General features: G+C 35.7%; 15 protein-coding genes and 1 riboswitch. All 15 genes read right to left on the bottom strand.

The window, feature by feature from the left end:
- Positions 1-81 precede the first annotated feature (81 nt).
- Complete coding sequence (locus ACTJIW_RS09345) at positions 82-1485, bottom strand: pyridoxal phosphate-dependent decarboxylase family protein (RefSeq protein ID WP_440714556.1); 1404 nt, start codon at positions 1483-1485, stop codon at positions 82-84.
- A 112-nt stretch (positions 1486-1597) separates the two neighbouring features.
- Positions 1598-2821 (bottom strand): dicarboxylate/amino acid:cation symporter, encoded by a 1224-nt coding sequence (locus tag ACTJIW_RS09340; protein WP_440714557.1) that lies wholly within the window; start codon positions 2819-2821, stop codon positions 1598-1600.
- 186 nt (positions 2822-3007) lie between these two features.
- Positions 3008-3661 (bottom strand): class I SAM-dependent methyltransferase, encoded by a 654-nt coding sequence (locus tag ACTJIW_RS09335; protein WP_121362441.1) that lies wholly within the window; start codon positions 3659-3661, stop codon positions 3008-3010.
- Positions 3662-3864: 203 nt separating this feature from the next.
- The gene (metF, locus tag ACTJIW_RS09330; protein ID WP_179003207.1) at positions 3865-4821 is read right to left on the bottom strand and encodes a methylenetetrahydrofolate reductase [NAD(P)H]; all 957 of its coding nucleotides are present in this window, start codon (positions 4819-4821) and stop codon (positions 3865-3867) included.
- Positions 4822-4899: 78 nt separating this feature from the next.
- Positions 4900-7575: a methionine synthase gene (gene metH, locus ACTJIW_RS09325; RefSeq protein WP_440714558.1), complete on the bottom strand. Its 2676-nt coding sequence runs from the start codon at positions 7573-7575 to the stop codon at positions 4900-4902.
- A gap of 265 nt (positions 7576-7840) precedes the next feature.
- Positions 7841-8299 carry a hypothetical protein gene (locus tag ACTJIW_RS09320; protein WP_440718449.1) on the bottom strand — a complete coding sequence of 153 codons (459 nt, stop codon included), beginning with the start codon at positions 8297-8299 and terminating at the stop codon, positions 7841-7843.
- 28 nt (positions 8300-8327) lie between these two features.
- Positions 8328-9332, bottom strand: a complete 1005-nt coding sequence (locus ACTJIW_RS09315) for a homocysteine S-methyltransferase family protein (RefSeq protein WP_440714560.1) — start codon at positions 9330-9332, stop codon at positions 8328-8330.
- A gap of 327 nt (positions 9333-9659) precedes the next feature.
- Positions 9660-9776: riboswitch (SAM riboswitch) on the bottom strand.
- 182 nt (positions 9777-9958) lie between these two features.
- Positions 9959-10462, bottom strand: coding sequence for a hypothetical protein (locus tag ACTJIW_RS09310; RefSeq protein ID WP_149205599.1), 504 nt, complete (start codon positions 10460-10462; stop codon positions 9959-9961).
- A gap of 180 nt (positions 10463-10642) precedes the next feature.
- A complete protein-coding gene (locus ACTJIW_RS09305; protein WP_044047573.1) occupies positions 10643-11695 on the bottom strand; it encodes an NAD(P)/FAD-dependent oxidoreductase in 1053 nt (350 codons plus the stop codon).
- Between the two features lie 218 nt (positions 11696-11913).
- Complete coding sequence (locus tag ACTJIW_RS09300; RefSeq protein WP_121362445.1) at positions 11914-12498, bottom strand: precorrin-2 dehydrogenase/sirohydrochlorin ferrochelatase family protein; 585 nt, start codon at positions 12496-12498, stop codon at positions 11914-11916.
- 164 nt (positions 12499-12662) lie between these two features.
- Entirely contained in the window at positions 12663-13436 is a 774-nt protein-coding gene (gene cobA, locus ACTJIW_RS09295) for a uroporphyrinogen-III C-methyltransferase (protein ID WP_440714561.1), read from the bottom strand.
- Entirely contained in the window at positions 13429-15519 is a 2091-nt protein-coding gene (locus ACTJIW_RS09290; RefSeq protein ID WP_440714562.1) for a HEPN domain-containing protein, read from the bottom strand. Before ACTJIW_RS09290 ends, cobA begins: the two co-directional genes overlap by 8 nt.
- 106 nt (positions 15520-15625) lie before the next feature.
- The gene (locus tag ACTJIW_RS09285; protein ID WP_121362448.1) at positions 15626-16870 is read right to left on the bottom strand and encodes a GTP-binding protein; all 1245 of its coding nucleotides are present in this window, start codon (positions 16868-16870) and stop codon (positions 15626-15628) included.
- Positions 16871-17017: 147 nt separating this feature from the next.
- The gene (gene cysD, locus ACTJIW_RS09280; RefSeq protein WP_440714563.1) at positions 17018-17974 is read right to left on the bottom strand and encodes a sulfate adenylyltransferase subunit CysD; all 957 of its coding nucleotides are present in this window, start codon (positions 17972-17974) and stop codon (positions 17018-17020) included.
- A 177-nt stretch (positions 17975-18151) separates the two neighbouring features.
- On the bottom strand, positions 18152-18862 hold the full coding sequence (locus ACTJIW_RS09275; protein WP_440714564.1) for a phosphoadenylyl-sulfate reductase: 711 nt from the start codon (positions 18860-18862) through the stop codon (positions 18152-18154).
- Positions 18863-18884: the final 22 nt, after the last annotated feature.

Genomic DNA, 18884 nt, shown 5'->3' with positions numbered 1-18884 from the left:
TCCCTTGAACTTGTTTTTTTGTTTTTTATTTTTTTTTGAAAAAAGAGCCTGCTGATTTTTGCAGGCTCTTTTATTTTTAGCCTATAAATTCTCCAAAATAGTTTTCATTTCTTCGATAACGATTCTAATATCTTCTTCATTTGTTCTCCAGTTTACAAATGAAGCACGGATACCTTTTTTATTTTGGTAAACAGTCGGCGTCATAAACACTTTACCAGTATCGTTCAGTTCAGTTAAAAATGCTGTTACTTTTTCCTGATTTTCATCACCTTTTAAAGTAAAACAAACATTATTTAATCGAATTGGAGCTAAAAGCTCAAATCTTCCCTCATCAACAAGTGCATTTGCAAAATGAAGTGCCAGTAAAATACTTTTTTCAATAATATCACAAAAACCTTCTTTTCCGTAAGCCACTAAAGAAAACCAAACCGGCAGTGCTCTTAAACGGCGTGAATTTTCCGGAACTACATTTAGGTAATTAAAATTCTCCAACGGATTCCCTAAATAAGGCGCGTTTGAATTTTGGAATGTTTCAATCTGCAGATTAACATGCTCTTTTTTTATCAAATAAAAAGCACTTTCGTACGGAACATTCAGCCATTTATGGCAGTCAATCGTAATGCTGTCTGCTCCTTCCCAGCCTTTTACATAATGTTTGTATTTTTCTGAAACTGCCGCAAATCCGCCAAAAGCACCGTCAATATGCCACCAGAAATTGTATTTTTCTTTCAATTCTGCTATTGCTTCAAAATCATCAAAGTCGGCTGTATTTACTGTTCCAGCACTTGAAATCAGAATAAAAGGTTTTCCGTTTAGATCTTTAATCTTTTCTTCTAAATCGGCAATATCCAAAGCTTCACGATTACCTTCGATTGTTTTTACAACAGTATAATTCTGGCTTCCAATTCCTAACATCGATAATGATTTTATAGAAGAAGAATGCGGTGTTGCTGTTAAAATATTGATGGTTTCAGAAATTCCGTTTTTAGCAAAATCTTTTCCAAACTGTTTTCCAAACCATTGTCTCGCAACGGCTAAACTTGTGAAATTAGACATTGTGGCGCCCGTTACAAATCCGCCTAAAAACGAATCCGGAAGTTCTAATAATTGCAATAATAAATTAATAGTTTCGAATTCTATTAAAGCCGAATTACCTCCCTGTGAAGTTACAGATTGTGTATTTTGATCGTAAACTGATGCCAGCCAATCTCCAACAATAGAAGCTGGGGTTGATCCGCCGGTTACAAATCCCCAATAACGCGGACCTGGCGATGAGACTAATAGAGGTGCTAATCTTTCTTTAAACTCGCTTAAAGCTTCTTCAGAACCTAAACCTAATTCGTTCAAATCACGTTTTGGATCAATTACATTTTTATTTGAAGTTGGAATAGTTTCCAAATTGTTCAGAAAATCAATTCCCTGCTGTTTTGCCTTTTCTAAGATATTCTCAAAATTGTCGAGATCATGCTGTAATTTTGAATTCATATTATATAGTTATTTACATCACGCAATGTCAGGCTGAGCGAAGTCAAAGCCATTTCACACGAGATAAGTTGTTATTAGTATTTATTTTAAGAATTGAAATTTTATAGAGAAGCTACCATTTCGTCTTTTCAGAGAATCTTGAAACCATCATAGAACAGATTACGTCTCCATTGGCATTTAATAAAGTAGCAATTGGATCTACTAAAGTCCCTAGAATCATGGCAACTGGAAGTGCTTGTTCCATTGGAAAACCATAAACAGTTATGGCTAAAATTTCGCCAATATAACCTCCATTCGGGATTCCGCCTTCGACAATTGAAACTATAACCGTAATTCCAAGTGCTAAAAGAATTGTCATCGGATCTGAAAAATCTTTCCCAAACATGGCAAACAAAAAAGTTATTTTTAAAATGGATGACATACTCGAACCATCTTTGTGCAGAGGCGCGCCAAGCGGAATTACCAGATTTCGTACATGTGCCGGAATTCCCATTTTTTCTGTCGCAGTTAAATTAGCCGGAATCGTTGCAATGCTGCTGCAGGTTCCAACTGCTGTTAAAGAAGGCATTATGTTATTGCTCCAAAAAACTTTGAAAGCTCGTTTTCCGCCAGCAGCAAAAGCATATAAACTAAAGAACACAAAGAAATAGAAAATGCAGGCAGCATAGTAAACTGCCATTGGTTTTGCATAAACTCCTAACAATTGTGGTCCGAAAACACCAACCTGATAAGCAAAATAAGCTCCCAAACCAATTGGCGCAAATTTCATGATGATGTTTAAAAGCTGTTTCATTACCTCGTTTCCTGAATCCAGAAAACTCTTGAATGCATTTCCTTTTTCTCCTGATTGTAGTGTTGCAAAACCCACTAAAAAAGAAAAAATAATCAACGCCAGCATGCTTTTTCGAGACAATAATTCGAAGAAATCATTGGCTGTAAGCAATTTCGCAATTTGATCTCCCGCCGATCCTGATGCTGTTTCTTCAAAAGCAACCTTTGCAATCGCAATATGTTCATGAATTGGAAAAAGGTAAACAGCACAAATCATTACAATTGCTGAAATCAAAATGGTAGCTAGAAAAACCAATACCATTATAACAAACAGTTTTCCTAGCTTTTCTGTTCGCTCCAGATTCGCAACCGAAGAACCAATCGTAAAAAAGATAAGTGGAATAATGGCTGTAAAAAGTAAATTCAGGAATATATCGCCAAGTGGTTTTATAATCAAAACATCTTCTCCAAATACCAATCCGAAAATGCTCCCGATTATAATACCACCAAGAAGCCATAAAATACTGCTGTAACTCTGCAAAAAATTGATTTTCTTAACTTCCATAATTATACAAGGGTTTAGAATTCAGCAACCTTTATTTTTAACACATAGAAACATAGTTCTCTTTGTCTATAAAGGCGTTTCACTTATTTAAACAAACATAGCTATATGTGAAAAATGTATTTTTCTTTTAATTCTTCTCAACTAAAATTAAGAAAAATCTATGTTTCTATGTGTTTAAAATTTCAACTACTTCTCCAGAACAATAGTAGTAAAAGCTCTGTCGACTAATTCTCCTGTTTTGCTTTTTACTTTTTCGGTTTGTGTTTCTGTATACACAATTTTAAAATCCGATTTTTTGATTAATTCCTGCGCTTTTTCTGTACTGTACAATTCAAATTCGAATTGTGTAAAAGGCAGTTTTTTCATGAAATCTTCTTCGGCAAATGTTAAGCAGAAATTTCCATTTGGTTTTAAAACCCTGTAGATTTCCGATAGTAATTCCTCAGGCTTCTGCCAGAAATAAATGGTATTTACTGTAAATATTTTATCAAATAATTCAGCTTCAAACGGAATCGTATTTCCGTCATAAAGCGAAAAGAAAGCCTGTTTTTGAGAAACAAAATTTCTATTGATCTGGCGCGCTTCCTGAAACATCAGTTCCGACATTTCCAGTCCGTAATACTTTAGATTTTTGGCTTGTTCAAACAAAAATTCTACGTGACCAGCGTTTCCGTGGCCTAGTTCCAGGATTCTGTTTTCGTTTGAAATATTTAGATTCTGAATCGAATGCTTGGTCATGTTGATGTTCGTTTCGTTCATCATATTGCCCATTTCGATTCCTTTTTCTCCCGATGGATGTTTTAATTGAGAGGCTATGGCTTGTAGTTCTTCTTGTTTCATAATGGTTATTTTTAAATTCCAATTAAAAAATTCCAACTTTTTTGTCATTCCGAGGAACGAGGAATCACACTAGAAACTCCGCAAAGTAGATTGCCAATCTTTGTCGACACCCGAGTGAGATTCCTCGTTCCTCGGAATGACAAACTATACTTGAACAACTTTGTCACAGTTTTAAAACTTTGACAAAGTTCCTCGCAAAGACCTTAAAAAACCTGACTTGCAATCTGGCGGATATTCTCAGATTTACCCATTGAATAATAGTGTAAAAATGGAACTCCTGCGGCTTTTAATTCTAATGACTGCTGAATCGCCCATTCGATTCCGACTTGTTTGATTTCAGCGTTGTTTTTGCATTTATCTACAGCATCGATTAAATCTTCTGGTAAATCGATTCTGAAAATCTGCGGTAAAACTTGTAAATGTCTTTGAACGGCAATGGGTTTAATTCCAGGAATAATCGGAATTGTGATTCCCATTTCTCTTGCTTTTTCTACAAAAGCAAAATACTTTGAATTGTCAAAAAACATTTGTGTTACTACGTAATCAGCTCCTGCATCTACTTTTTCTTTTAATCTTTTTAAATCTGATTGTAAAGATGGTGATTCTAAATGTTTTTCTGGATAACCGGCAACTCCAATACAGAAATCTGCTTTGTTATCAGCATCTATTACTTCATGCAGATATTGCCCGCAGTTTAGATCTTTAATTTGTTTAACCAAATCAATTGCATAATGGTTACCGCCTGCTTTTGGCACAAAAGATTGTTCATCTTTCATGGCATCGCCGCGAAGCGCCATTACGTTGTTAATTCCTAAATAATGACAGTCAACCAGCATGTATTCGGTTTCTTCTTTTGTAAAACCACCGCAAAGCAAATGCGGCACAGTGTCAACATTGTATTTATGTTTTATAGAAGCGCAGATTCCAAGCGTTCCCGGACGCATACGAGTCAGTTTTTTGTCCAAAAGTCCGTTGCCTTTATCAATGTAAATATACTCCTCACGTGAAGTCGTTACATCAATAAACGGTGGATTAAACTCCATTAACGGATCAATATTATCGTATAATTCCTGAATGCTTTTCCCCTTTTGAGGCGGAATAATTTCAAATGAGAATAATGTTTTTCCTTTGGCGTTTTCTATATGTTCTGTTACTTTCATTATTAAGTCTTAAAGTTGTAAAGCCTAAAGTCTAAAGTCTTTCCTTTCGGACTTTACGACTTTTGACTTTCGACTAATTTAATCTGCTATATTAGGATTTAACCATTTCATTGCGTAATCAAGTGGCACATTTCGGCGTTTTGCGTAATCTGTAACCTGATCTTCTTTTATTTTTCCGAGTCCGAAATAGCGGCTTTTTGGGTTTCCGAAATAATATCCTGAAACCGAAGAAGCCGGCCACATTGCCATACTTTCTGTTAGTTTCACTCCTATTTGTTTTTCAACATCTAAAAGCTTCCAGATTGTTGGTTTTTCCAAGTGATCTGGACAAGCCGGATAACCTGGAGCTGGACGAATTCCTTTATAACTTTCTTTGATCAATTCTTCGTTGGTTAAAGATTCTTCGCTGTCATAACCCCAGAAATCTTTACGGACTCTCTCGTGAAGATATTCGGCGAAAGCCTCAGCAAAACGATCGGCAAGCGCTTTTACCATAATCGAATTGTAATCGTCTAAATTCTTTTCATATTCCGCCGCCCATTCGTCTACACCAAAACCTGTTGTTACGCAAAAAGCTCCCATATAATCTTCTATTCCGCTTTCTTTTGGCAGAATAAAATCGGCTAAAGCGATGTTTGGAGCACCTTTTGTTTTTTGCGACTGCTGACGAAGCGTTAAGAATTTCTCCAAAACTTTTCCGTTTTCATCACGCAATTCGATATCATCGTCATTTACCTGATTCGCAGGGAAAATTCCGTAAATACCTTTTGCTTTTAGTTTTTTCTCTTCTAAAATTACTTTTAGCATTGCCTGAGCATCATTAAAAACAGAAGTTGCTTCTTTACCCACAACCTCATCCGTTAAAATCGCAGGATATTTTCCGTACAATTCCCAAGTTTGAAAAAATGGCGTCCAGTCGATATACGGAACCAAAACATCCAGTTCTATTTCGATAGTTTGTGTGCCAATTACTTTTGGTTTAGTCGGCGTATATTCGCTCCAGTCCAATGGTAATTTGTTTTTGCGGGCATCTTCAATCGTCAGGAAGTTTTTATCTCTTGAACGATTTAAGAATGTTTCTCTAAACGAATCGTATTCTGCGCGAATATCAGCCGCATATATTTTTCGGTTATGATCCAACAGATTTCCTGCAACGGTAACAGCTCTCGAAGCATCGTTTACGTGAATTACAGTTTCTCTATATTGAGGTGCAATTTTCACGGCTGTATGCGCGCGCGAAGTGGTTGCCCCGCCAATCATAATCGGGATTTTAATATCTTGTTTGTCCAGTTCTTTGGCTAAATATACCATTTCGTCAAGCGAAGGTGTGATCAGTCCGCTTAAACCGATAATGTCTACATTGTGTTCAATCGCCGCCGCAATAATTTTTTCCGGAGGCACCATAACACCAAGATCTACAATCTCGTAATTGTTACAAGCCAATACCACCGAAACAATGTTTTTACCAATATCGTGAACGTCACCTTTTACGGTTGCCATTAGGATTTTTCCGTTTCCTTGTTTGTCTCCCGCTTGTTTACTTGCTTCAATAAATGGCAATAAATAAGCAACCGCTTTTTTCATTACACGAGCTGATTTTACAACCTGAGGAAGGAACATTTTTCCACTTCCGAATAAATCTCCAACTACATTCATTCCCGTCATCAAATTGATTTCGATAACTTCGATTGGTTTTGTCGCTGCCAAACGTGCTTCTTCTACATCTTCTTCAATAAAAGCATCAATTCCTTTTACTAACGAATGTGTAATACGCTCCTGAACAGTTCCAAAACGCCATTCCTGAACTACTTTTTCATCGCTCTTTGCTTCTCCTTTTACATTTTCTGCAAAATCTAAAAGTCGTTCTGTAGCATCGTCGCGTCTATCTAAAATAACGTCTTCAACGTGTTCTAATAAATCTTTCGGAATATCATCATAAATCGTAAGCATCTCTGGATTTACGATTCCCATCGTCATTCCGTTTTTAATCGCGTGGTATAAAAACACCGAGTGCATTGCTTCACGAACCGTATCGTTTCCTCTAAAAGAAAACGAAACGTTACTTACTCCACCACTAATATGTGCGTGCGGAAGATTCTCCCGAACCCATTTTGTTCCTCTAAAAAAGTCCAGAGCATTCAGGCGGTGTTCTTCCATTCCTGTTGCAACTGGGAAAATATTCAAATCGAAAATAATATCCTGCGGAGGGAATCCTACTTTGTTTACCAAAATATCATACGAACGCTGACAAATTTCCACTCTACGATCGTAATTATCCGCCTGACCCACTTCGTCAAAAGCCATTACAATAGCAGCTGCTCCGTAACGTTTGATTAATTTGGCGTGGTGAATAAAGGCTTCTTCTCCTTCTTTTAACGAAATCGAGTTTACAACGCTTTTTCCTTGTACTACTTTTAGACCTGCTTCGATGATTTCCCATTTCGAACTGTCGATCATAATCGGCACTCTCGAAATGTCTGGTTCTGCAGCAATTAAATTCAAAAATTTAGTCATTGCAGTAACTCCGTCAAGCATTCCTTCATCCATATTAATATCGATGATCTGTGCCCCGCCTTCTACTTGTTGTCTTGCAATATCAAGCGCCTCGTCATATTTCTCTTCCTTGATTAATCTCAAGAATTTTCTTGAACCTGTTACGTTTGTACGCTCACCAACATTCACGAAAACACTTTCCGGCGTAATAATCAACGGTTCTAATCCTGATAATACAAGGTCTCTTCTTTTTTCTGTCATTTTCTACCAATCCATTGTTCCTATGGAACATTTAATTTACTTTTTGCTTGTCTTTGTGAGGAACGAAGCAATCTCATTCTAATATTTCAAATCCTAAAAACTATTTTAGGATTATGTATTTATTCTTCAATCTTATTTTGGGCGTGTCCCTTCGGACCGGGCTATCCGCTATTAGTCCTCGCTCTTCCTTCGTCAGGCTGTGGGCTAACCGCTTCTATTCCTCACGCAAATTCAGTTTCATAAGAAATTCATTCTCACGATTCTCTCAATTATCCCCTTTATATTCAATTTGCCAGTTAAGGCTATCCAATTTATCAAGAGTGATAAAATATTTTTTACTGTAAATATTGTTAGCAAATATTGTTTTCCAACCATATTTATCTACACTATCCTTTTCTACTATAAATAACCTTGCTTTTTTGTCTTCTAATCTTTGAAAATAATTATTCCAATATCTCGGTCTATCGCTATTAGCAATCATTTTTCCGCTCATGATTTCCTCGAAAACAAATGGAGCATCATAATCTTCTCTTTTACTTTCATTAAAATCATCTTGATATTCATAATAAAAGCCTGAATCATTCATACTATCATTTTCGGATAGAATACTATATATTATTTTATCAGAACTATTTTTAACAATCAGTTCTCTTGTATCTAATTTATCACAAGAACAAAAATTAAGTAAAATAAAAATCAAAAGAATTTTACTTGTTTTTAGCATAATTTTTATTTGTACAAAATTTTCTAAATTATTCAAAAGTTGGCGCAACTCTCGGTTTATAATCCTTCGCCACCTCAGCCATTAATCGAATATGATCTGGCGTTGTTCCGCAACAACCTCCGATGATATTGATTAAATTATCTTCTAAATACTCTTTAATGAATACCTGAGTCTGTTCTGGTGTTTCGTCATATTGTCCGAAAGCATTTGGTAAACCTGCGTTTGGATGTGCCGACACATTAAAGCTTGTGTTATGCGCTAATGTTTTTAAATACGGTTTCAACAAATCGGCTCCAAGAGCGCAATTGAATCCTACACTTAATAACGGAATATGCGAAACTGAAATCAAGAAAGCTTCAACAGTCTGCCCAGAAAGTGTTCTTCCAGAAGCATCTGTAATTGTTCCTGAAACCATGATTGGAATATCGATGTTGCGTTCTTCTTTTACTTCTTCGATTGCAAAAAGCGCAGCTTTTGCATTTAGCGTATCGAAGATTGTTTCTACTAAAAGTAAATCGCATCCTCCATCCATTAAAGCTTCTGCTTGTTGTTTGTAAGCAATTCGTAAATCGTCAAACGTTACGGCTCTGTAACCTGGATCGTTTACATCTGGCGACATACTTGCTGTACGGTTTGTCGGTCCGATTGAACCGGCTACGAAACGAGGTTTGTCAGGATTTTTTGCGGTAAACTCATCGGCTACTTGTCTTGCAATTTTTGCCGATTCGTAGTTTAATTCGTAAACCAAATCTTCCATATGATAATCGGCCATACCGATTGTCGTTCCTGAGAAAGTATTGGTTTCTACGATATCAGCACCAGCTTCATAATAAGCCGCATGAACATCGCGGATTGCTTGTGGTTGTGTTAGGGATAGTAAATCGTTGTTACCTTTTAACGGATGCGGGAAATCTTTGAAACGCTCTCCTCTGAAATCTTCTTCTGAGAAATTATAGCGTTGCAACATTGTTCCCATTGCTCCATCAAGGATTAGGATATTTTTTTTTATTGCTTCTTGAATTGTTATTGCCATGGCTTCTTTTTTTAGCTTCTAAAACTATCCCGATAGCTATCGGGACTAAGATGCTAAGTTTTTTTATTATAATTATGAAGTTTAAACCTATCGATTTACTTCGGATATTTTTTTTACATTAATTCCAAAAGGGCACTATTGCTGGCTCATTAGCCCCGATTGAAGAGGAAATCATTTTGCTTTTATCTTTAAAAAGCAAAATGATTGCAACGAAAAGCGGGAACTATTGACTGCAAAAATGCGCCAATGATTCGCTCCTTTACTGAGTTATTTCAGTAAATATTGTATGTTGTCTGGAAAAGTTTTGAGAAATACGAGTATGTATTTGTGTTATCTATCTTTAATACTGGAAAATGTCGTATAAAGTAGAATTTAGCACCTTCTTTATGATAAAGGGTTGCTAAGGTTTCATCGGGTCTATCCCTCCGCCTTTCGTGATAACTGACAATAATTTTAAGAACAGTGCAAAGGTATGAAATAGGGTTTCGATTTGCAAATGTTTTTTTTCTAAGGTTCTGAGGGACTTAGGCGCTAAGGCGCTAAGGTTTCTGTCAGACACAAAAAAAGTAAGATACTGAGTTTTGGTTTTACTTTGTTTTTGAGATATGACGGGAATTATAACTAAACTAGTTTGCGTTAAATCTTCTTATGAGTTTTATGTTCGAATAATCATTATTCTCTTCTATTCCAATTACTATAAAAGATTCTACAATCATTTTGTCATATCTAAGAATATCAATCATAGTTTCATTTTTTACAGAATAAACAGCAAGAGTAAAATAGTCGCTCGGATGTTTCAAAACTTTTCTAGTTGAAGGCTCATCACAGCTTGATTCTTGACCTAAAATAAACGCATTATTTCGATAAAATGTCCAATCAATTAATTGACAGAAGTTTTTATGTTTTGATGATTTATACACAAAAGCGTTTAGTGTATCTTGTTTAAAATACAAACTGTCTGCATTGTTAAATTTCCAAGATTTATCTGAAGGCAAAGAAAATTTACCCTTTTTCATTTCTACCTTACTGTTTCTGATTATTTTCTGAACTTCTGATTTTTCTGGTCTCACTTGAGCAAACGAACAAATAGGAATTAGAAGAACAATATAAATTAAACTGTATATTTTCATTTGATTTCTTCCACAATTAACTTTATCATTTTCAATAACTTAAGCGCAAAAATTTTTTATTTTTTTATCAAATTTAATAAACTTGAAAGATACAAATAAAAAAAACCCAAACTAAAAGTTTGAGCTTTCTATATAAAAAAACCTTAGCGTCTTAGTCCCTTAGAACCTCAGCATCTCAGATTAAACAATCGCTTTCACAACCGCTTTTGGAGCTTCTTTACGAGTTCCGTCGAAACCGTCTACACCAGAAACTGTTGTATATTTCAATACATATTTTTTACCTGGGTTGATGATTCCGTATGCAGCCTGGCACATTAAAGTTGCTTCGTGGAAACCACAAAGGATTAACTTTAATTTTCCTGGGTATGTATTTACGTCTCCAATAGCGAAGATTCCTGGAATATTAGTTTGGTAATCTAATGCATTGTTTACTTTAATGGCATTTTTCTCGATTTCTAATCCCCAGTCGCCAATTGGACCTAATTTTGGTGTTAATCCGAAAAGCGGGATGAAATAATCACATTCGATTTTACGGTGTGCTCCGTTTTCTTCGATATCTAATGACTCAACATGCTCAGCACCATTGATTCCGATAACTTCTGCTGGAGTGATTAATTTAATTTTTCCAGCTGATTTTAATTCCTGTACTTTTTCTACTGAATCTAAAGCTCCTCTGAATTCGTTTCTTCTGTGGATTAAAGTCACTTCTGAAGCTACGTTTGCTAAGAAAATTGACCAGTCTAATGCTGAATCTCCTCCTCCTGCAATAACAACTCTTTTATCTCTGAATTTCTCAGGATTTTTGATGAAGTATTTTACTCCTTTATCTTCATAAAACTCGATATCTTCGATAAGTGGCTTACGAGGCTCAAAACTTCCTAAACCTCCTGCGATTGCAATAACTGGTGCGTGAAATTTAGTTCCTTTGTTTGATGTTACAATGAAAGTTCCGTCTTCTTGCTTTTCAACAGTTTCAGCACGCTCTCCCAAAGTAAATCCTGGTTCAAATTGTTTAATTTGCTCCATTAATCCGTCAACTAAATCTCCAGCTAATACTTCTGGGAATCCAGGAATATCATAAATTGGTTTTTTTGGATATAACTCTGATAGCTGTCCTCCTGGTTGTGGAAGAGCATCTAAAATGTGGCATTTTAATTTTAACAATCCTGCCTCAAATACGGCAAATAAACCTGTTGGGCCTGCTCCAATTATAAGTATATCTGTTTTAATCATTATGTTGTTGTTTATAATCATTCTTAATAACGCAAAGAAACGAATAAATCCTTGTACTTTCAATGATTTTTATCATTTATTTCTTTCCGAAACTTTTTTACTCTTTATTTTTTAATTTCATTGTTCATCGGGTTAAAACCCGACGCTACAATATGAAACGTCCTTCCTTCATCGGGTTGAAACCCAACGCTACAATATGAAACGTTCCTCCGGAACTCTTACAATCCCTTATTTTTCAATGAATCGGTTATCTCATTCATTCTTTTAACCTTTTCTTCAAAATTGCCTTTTAGCGTTTTTCGATATTCGTTCAGATTCTCAACCATTTGGTTGATATCTTCTGGAATTACTTCTTCAAAAAATTCACGCAATCTTTTTGCCGTTGTTGGCGATTTTCCGTTTGTTGAAATCGCAATTTTTACATTCCCTTTTGTTACGATTCCCCCCAGATAATAATCACATAAATCTGGTGTGTCGGCTATATTGCAAATCAAATAGCGTTTTCTTGCTAAATCGTAAACCTTTTTATTTACTTTCAAATCGTCTGTACAGGCAATTACCATGTGACGTTTTTTGAGCATTTTCTTTTTGAACTTCGATTCTGTCAATTTAATCGAAGGATGTTTTTCGGCCAGAACTTTTATTTCTAAATGAAATTCTTTCGCCACTACCTCAACATTTGCATTCGGACTTGACTTGAGCAAGAAAGAAAGCTTTTCCAGACCTACATTTCCTCCGCCCACAATCAAAACATTTAAATTGTGAAGCTTTAGAAATATTGGATATAATTCGTTTTGTTCCATGTTACCAATATGTTGTTCCTAACGGAACAATTAATAATGCAAACTTCGGGTTAAAACCTGACGCTGCAAAATCGGTGTCAATCATATGTTCCTAACGGAACATTATTACTGTGAAAACATTTTTTTTTCTACCGATGAAATGTTCCTAACGGAACATATAAATTCTAACGAATTTCTTCTTTTGATAGAAATTCTTCGTAAAATCCTTTTAGTTTATTGCTTTCTCTGACAACTTCGCCTAAAACAATAATAGCTGGCGAACCTAATTCTTTTTGTTTTACAACTTCTAAAATTGAATCAACTGTTCCAACTCCAACTTTTTCTTTTGCTGTTGTTCCATTTTGGATGATCGCAACGGGTAAATTTCCTTTATCTTCTTTTTGAAACAAATCGATGATTTGAGGCAATTTGTGCATTCCCATCAAAATAACAACTGTTGCTGATGATTGTGCTGCCAAAGCTACATCTGACGATAATTTTCTATCAGAAGTTGTTCCGGTAATTGCCCAAAAGCTTTCTGAAACTCCTCTTTTTGTTATTGAAATTCCTTGACTTGCAGGAACAGCAACTACAGATGAAATTCCTGGAACTACGATGGTTTCAATTCCGAAACTTTCTGCAAAATCAATTTCTTCTCCGCCTCTTCCAAAAATAAATGGATCTCCACCTTTTAATCTTACAACGTTTCCGTACGTCAGTGCATTATCCACAATCAACTGATTGATTTGATCCTGCGTGTAAGCATGATTTCCGATTCTTTTTCCAACAAAAATCCGAATCGCATTTTTTGGTGCATAATCCAGAATTTCTTCATTGGCCAAAGCGTCGTATAAAACCACATTTGCTTCAGCCAATGCCTTTACAGCTTTTAGCGTCAGTAAATCGGGATCGCCCGGACCTGCACCGACTAAAGTTATTTTGGGTTTTATATTATGCATTTGCTAATTCCTGAGATCTGAAAGTTTCGATTTTATCAAAGAAAACTGTTGCTTGTGCAATGTAATCTTTAGCGAAAGCTTCAGACGGTTCATTTTTATTGATTTGGTAAACCAAGTCTTTAAAAGTTGAGTTTAATTCTATTTTATTAGTGTCGATAAAAACAGTATCAAACAAGTCTACAATTCCTGCGTGGTGATTTGTTTTTTGGTTTTCTGCCAATAACAATGCTTTTGCACCGTTTACAAATCCTGCATATGCATGGTAAATTGCATCTGACCATTTTTTCTCGTCGAAAGATTCCTGAGCCAAGATCAATTTTTCTTTAGCTTCGAACAATAAAGTTGCCACTAAATCGATCACTACTCCAGCACATTCTCCAACTCCAACTGCTTTTACGTAATTGTCTGCGTTACCCCAATCCACAAAATCAGCTTCTGTTAAATTGGTTACATCTGCAAAAGGCTTTAAGATTTCGTAGAAATATTTTTCTCCTTTTGTATCATAATAATCTAGGAATTTTTGTCCGCTTCCGTTGGCATCAAAATCATTTAAAATGGTACGTAACGCATCAGGACCTCTACGACTAGGTACTTTAATTACTTTATCAGCAAAACGTCCTGCTCCGTTTCCTAATCTTCCTCCACCCAATAAAACTTGTAAAGCCGGAGCTACTAGTTTTCCTGAGTTGATAGACATTCCCTGGAATCCAATTGCAGACATATTGTGCTGTCCGCATGCATTCATACAGCCTGAAATTTTAATTTCGATTTCGCGGTTGTTTAAATACTGAGGATATTCTGCACTTAAAACTCTTTCTAATTCTTCTGCAATACCGGTACTACTTGCAATCCCCAAGTTGCAAGTATCAGTACCCGGACATGCCGTAATATCTCCAACTGAATTATATCCTAATTGAACAAAGTCAAGTTTGGCTAATTCTTGATAAAAGAAAGGAAGATTCTCTTCTTTTACGTGACGTATTACAATATTTTGACGCAATGAAAAACGTAATTCATTTGCTGCGTAATTCTTAATTAAAGCGGCTAATAATCGTGCTTTATCAGTATAAAAATCTCCTAATAAAACTTTGATTCCGATAGCATAATAACCGTCTTGTTTCTGCTTGATTACATTCGATTTTTTCCATGCTTCATAAGCTGCAGTATCTTCGATTGTAACTTGCGGCACTTCTAAAACTGGCTCTGGAATTGGACCATCAAAAGCAGTTGTGTCAATTTCGTATGTTTCAAAAGCAATGGCTTTTTTCTCTTTTTCAACCAAATCAAGGAAAACATCTCTTCCCATTTCTTTAATTAAGAATTTCATACGCGCTTTCATTCTTTTTGCACGTTCTCCGTATCTATCAAAAATACGGATGATTCCTTCTGCTGTTGGAATGATTTCGTTTACAGGAACAAACTCTGAAAGCAATTCGGCGTGCGCTGGCTGAGATCCTAAACCTCCTCCAAACATGATTTTAAACCCACGTTGTCCGTCTTTAATTTTCGGAATAAATCCTAAATCGTGCAAGTAACTCAACGCCGTATCTTCGTCTGAAGACGAGAACGAAATTTTGAATTTACGTCCCATTTCCTGACAAATCGGGTTTCTTAACAAATATTGAAAAAGTCCGTGCGCATAAGGCGAAACATCAAATGGTTCGTTTACATCAACTCCAGCCAATTCACTTCCTGTAATATTTCTTACTGTGTTTCCGCAAGCTTCACGAAGCGTAATATCGTCTTTAGCCAAATCTGCCCAAAGTTCAGGAGTTCTGTCTAAACTCACATAGTGAATCTGGATATCCTGACGCGTTGTAATGTGCAAACGTCCCGTAGAATATTCATCAGAAACCTGTGTAATACGCACTAATTGCTCGCTGGTCACTTTACCATAAGGCAATTTGATACGAATCATTTGAACGCCTTCCTGACGCTGACCGTAGATTCCACGCGCTAAACGAAGACTACGAAAACGCTCATCATCAATTTTTCCTCCACGGAATAAGTGAATCTTTTTTTCTAATTCGATAATCTCCTTCTGAACTACCGGATTTTCTATTTCTGTTCTAAAACTTTCCATTTTCTTTTTCTTGCTTTAGGCTTTAAGCTGTAGGCTATAAGCTTTTTAAACTTTGTGTCTTCAATCTTTTAAGCTTAAGGCTTATTGCTTAAAGCTTATAGCAGGTTTACCTAATAAATCCTACTCCTGCTGTTGTGTTAGTTGCTGTATCAATTAAGATGAAAGCTCCGTTTGATTTGTTTTCGTTGTATGAATCAAAATATAACGGCTTGCTTAATTTGATCGTTACTTCTCCAATTTCGTTGATTGCCAATTGCGAAGCTTCTGTCGTTCCAGAGTAATCTGTTGCAATTGTATTTTTAATGCTTTCTACTTTTGCTAAAACTCTGTTTGTATTGTGTTGTACTAAATATTTTGTTCCTGGAACCAGTTTTTTACTGTCCATCCAGCAAACTGTTGTGGTAATGTCTTTTTCAATTTTTGGAAGTTCATCTGATTTTACAATCATATCGCCTCTTGTTACATTGATATCATTTTCTAATTCGATTGTAATTGAAGAACCTGCAACGGCTTCATCAAATGTTTTATCGAAAAAGTGAATTTTAGATACTTTAGATTCTGTTAAAGAAGGAAGAACCGTTACAGCATCTCCAACTTTAATTGAGTTTCCGTATAATTTTCCTGCGTAACCTCTAAAATCGTGGTATTCTTCTGTTTTTGGACGAATAACGGTCTGAACTGGGAAACGTGCTTTTCCAGCTTCAAAAACATCAGAAGCGTGTAATCCTTCTAAATGTTCCAATACCGTTTGTCCGTCATACCAAGGCATATTTTCAGATTTATCAACCACGTTTCCGCCGTTGATAGCGCTTAACGGAATATAACTTACGTTTTGTTCTTTGAAAGTACTTTTTGCATTTAATGCCTGAAAATCCGCTTTGATTTTATTGAAAACTTCTTCAGAATAATCAACTAAATCCATTTTGTTAATCGCAACAATTACTTCTTTTACTCGCAATAAATTATTGATGAAAAAGTGACGGTAAGTCTGCTCGATAACTCCTTTTCTGGCATCAATTAAAATGATAGAAACCTGAGAAGTCGAAGCTCCTGTAACCATGTTTCTTGTATATTCTACGTGCCCCGGAGTATCGGCAATAATGTAACTTTTCTTTGCAGTCGAAAAATAAATATGCGCAACATCAATCGTGATTCCCTGCTCTCTTTCTGCTACCAAACCATCTGTTGCCAAAGAAAAATCAAGGTAATCGTATCCTTTTTGTTTACTGCTTTTTTCGATTGCTTCTATTTTATCAGTTGTCAATGATTTTGTATCATACAATAATCTCCCGATCAAAGTACTCTTTCCATCATCTACACTTCCTGCTGTTGCTATTTTTAAAACGTCCATTCTTTTTATGTTGTTGGTTGTTGGTTTATGGTTGTTGGTTTTCTAAAACATCAACTAAAACCATCAAAATATTTAATCTGCTTTTTTTTGTTATTGTTGTAATTATTGAAGTTTTCAGCTATCAACTAAAAACTATCAACCAACAACTTAAAAATATCCTTGTTGTTTTCTCTTTTCCATTGCAGCTTCAGAACGTTTGTCATCGATTCTAGCTCCTCTTTCAGAAATAGTTGACGATCTGATTTCGCCTACCACTTCTTCGATTGTTGCGGCGTAAGATTCAACGGCAGCTGTACAGCTCATATCTCCAACGGTTCTGAAGCGAACAATTCTTTCTTCGATTTGTTCGTCTTCTTCTTGGTACACAAAAGGAGAATGCGACCAGATTAAACCGTCTCTCAAAAAAACTTTTCTTTTATGTGAGAAATAGATTGACGGAATCTCGATTTTTTCTTTCTCGATATAACTCCAAACATCTAATTCTGTCCAGTTTGAAATTGGGAAAACACGAACGTTTTGTCCATTTTCAATTTTTCCATTTAAAATATCAAACAACTCAGGTCTTTGATTTTTCTCGTCCCATTGTCCGAAATCATCACGAACAGAGAAAATACGTTCTTTAGCTCTTGCTTTTTCTTCATCACGACGCGCACCACCAATACAAGCATCAAACTTAAATTCTTCAATTGCATCTAAAAGTGTTGTAGTCTGCAAGCTGTTACGGCTTGAATATTTTCCAGTTTCTTCCACTACTTTTCCTTCATCAATAGCATCCTGAACATTACGAACGATCAACTCTAAACCTAATTCTTCTACCAATTTATCTCTGAAAGCAATTGTTTCAGGGAAATTGTGTCCTGTATCAACGTGTAATAGAGGAAACGGAATCTTAGCAGGGAAAAATGCTTTTTGCGCTAAACGCACTAATGTGATAGAATCTTTTCCTCCTGAGAAAAGTAAAACCGGTTTGTCAAACTGTGAAATTACTTCTCTGAAAATGTATATCGCTTCACTCTCTAAAGCGTTTGTTTTTAATACTGAACTCATTGTTTTTTTGTTTGATATTTTATGTTGTGAAAATTTTGTTTCAGGTTTAAGTTTCATATTTTCGCCTAGTCTAAAATCTTCACTCTTTATTATATTCTCTTTATTCTCTCTTCAATAGATAAAATCTATTATTTTTTATCACCTCTCCCCCCGGATTAAAATCCGGCGCTACAATATGGATCGTTCCTTCGGAACTTTAAATCTATTTTCTTTGCTATTGCTTCTTTCTTCTACTTACTCTTTTTTCGCACTGTGAAGCCCACACTCTTTATGGCTTGATTCCCACCACCATCTTCCGGCTCTGATGTCTTCTCCAGGAAAAATGGCTCTGGTACAAGGTGCACAACCAATACTTACGAAACCTTGTTTGTGTAAAGCGTTTTGAGGAACATTGTTTTCTGATAAATACGTTTCAACTTCTTCTAAAGTCCATTTTAGCAACGGATTGAATTTGATGATTTCGAAGTTTCCGTCGTATTCAAACAAGTTTAGATCTTGTCTGTTTTCTGATTGTTCTGCTCTTAAACCCGTAATCCAAACTGAGTTTCCTGATAAAGCTTTTCTTAACGGAACTACTTTTCGAATAAAACAGCACTCTTTTCTGTTTTCAACTGAATCGTAAAAGCTGTTTGGTCCTTTTGCTTTTAGTAAATTTTCTACAGCAGGCGCTTCTGGAAAAAAAACTTCAATAGGTCTTTTATACTTTTTTAATGTTTTGTGAAAAACGTCATACGTTTCCTGAAATAATCTTCCTGTGTCTAAAGTAAAAACAGTAATATCTGTGTTACTTTTTGCAATAAAATCAGTAATTACCTGATCTTCCTGCCCAAAAGAAGTCGAAAAAATTACTTTTCCCGGAAATTCTTCTGCTAAAAAAACTAAGGTTTCGTCAAGTGAGAAATCTTTCGTTTTCTCTAATAATTCTTGTACAATAATCGCACTCATAATCTCTTTCTCCCTATCTAAA

This window comes from Flavobacterium sp. 22659, assembly GCF_052044235.1.
Lineage (GTDB): Bacteria > Bacteroidota > Bacteroidia > Flavobacteriales > Flavobacteriaceae > Flavobacterium > Flavobacterium johnsoniae.
This window is presented reverse-complemented; position numbering and strand designations above follow the sequence as displayed.

Excerpts from the sequence above, each read along its gene's own strand:
- ACTJIW_RS09340 (WP_440714557.1), bottom strand. The coding sequence starts at position 2,821 with ATGGAAGTTAAGAAAATCAATTTTTTGCAGAGTTACAGCAGTATTTTA.
- ACTJIW_RS09285 (WP_121362448.1), bottom strand. The coding sequence starts at position 16,870 with ATGGACGTTTTAAAAATAGCAACAGCAGGAAGTGTAGATGATGGAAAG.
- ACTJIW_RS09310 (WP_149205599.1), bottom strand. The coding sequence starts at position 10,462 with ATGAAAATATACAGTTTAATTTATATTGTTCTTCTAATTCCTATTTGT.
- cysD (WP_440714563.1), bottom strand. The coding sequence starts at position 17,974 with ATGAAACTTAAACCTGAAACAAAATTTTCACAACATAAAATATCAAAC.
- ACTJIW_RS09305 (WP_044047573.1), bottom strand. The coding sequence starts at position 11,695 with ATGATTAAAACAGATATACTTATAATTGGAGCAGGCCCAACAGGTTTA.
- ACTJIW_RS09315 (WP_440714560.1), bottom strand. The coding sequence starts at position 9,332 with ATGGCAATAACAATTCAAGAAGCAATAAAAAAAAATATCCTAATCCTT.
- metH (WP_440714558.1), bottom strand. The coding sequence starts at position 7,575 with ATGACAGAAAAAAGAAGAGACCTTGTATTATCAGGATTAGAACCGTTG.
- ACTJIW_RS09290 (WP_440714562.1), bottom strand. The coding sequence starts at position 15,519 with ATGGAAAGTTTTAGAACAGAAATAGAAAATCCGGTAGTTCAGAAGGAG.
- ACTJIW_RS09320 (WP_440718449.1), bottom strand. The coding sequence starts at position 8,299 with ATGCTAAAAACAAGTAAAATTCTTTTGATTTTTATTTTACTTAATTTT.
- ACTJIW_RS09275 (WP_440714564.1), bottom strand. The coding sequence starts at position 18,862 with ATGAGTGCGATTATTGTACAAGAATTATTAGAGAAAACGAAAGATTTC.
- ACTJIW_RS09345 (WP_440714556.1), bottom strand. The coding sequence starts at position 1,485 with ATGAATTCAAAATTACAGCATGATCTCGACAATTTTGAGAATATCTTA.
- ACTJIW_RS09300 (WP_121362445.1), bottom strand. The coding sequence starts at position 12,498 with ATGGAACAAAACGAATTATATCCAATATTTCTAAAGCTTCACAATTTA.
- cobA (WP_440714561.1), bottom strand. The coding sequence starts at position 13,436 with ATGCATAATATAAAACCCAAAATAACTTTAGTCGGTGCAGGTCCGGGC.
- metF (WP_179003207.1), bottom strand. The coding sequence starts at position 4,821 with ATGAAAGTAACAGAACATATAGAAAACGCCAAAGGAAAAACATTATTC.
- ACTJIW_RS09335 (WP_121362441.1), bottom strand. The coding sequence starts at position 3,661 with ATGAAACAAGAAGAACTACAAGCCATAGCCTCTCAATTAAAACATCCA.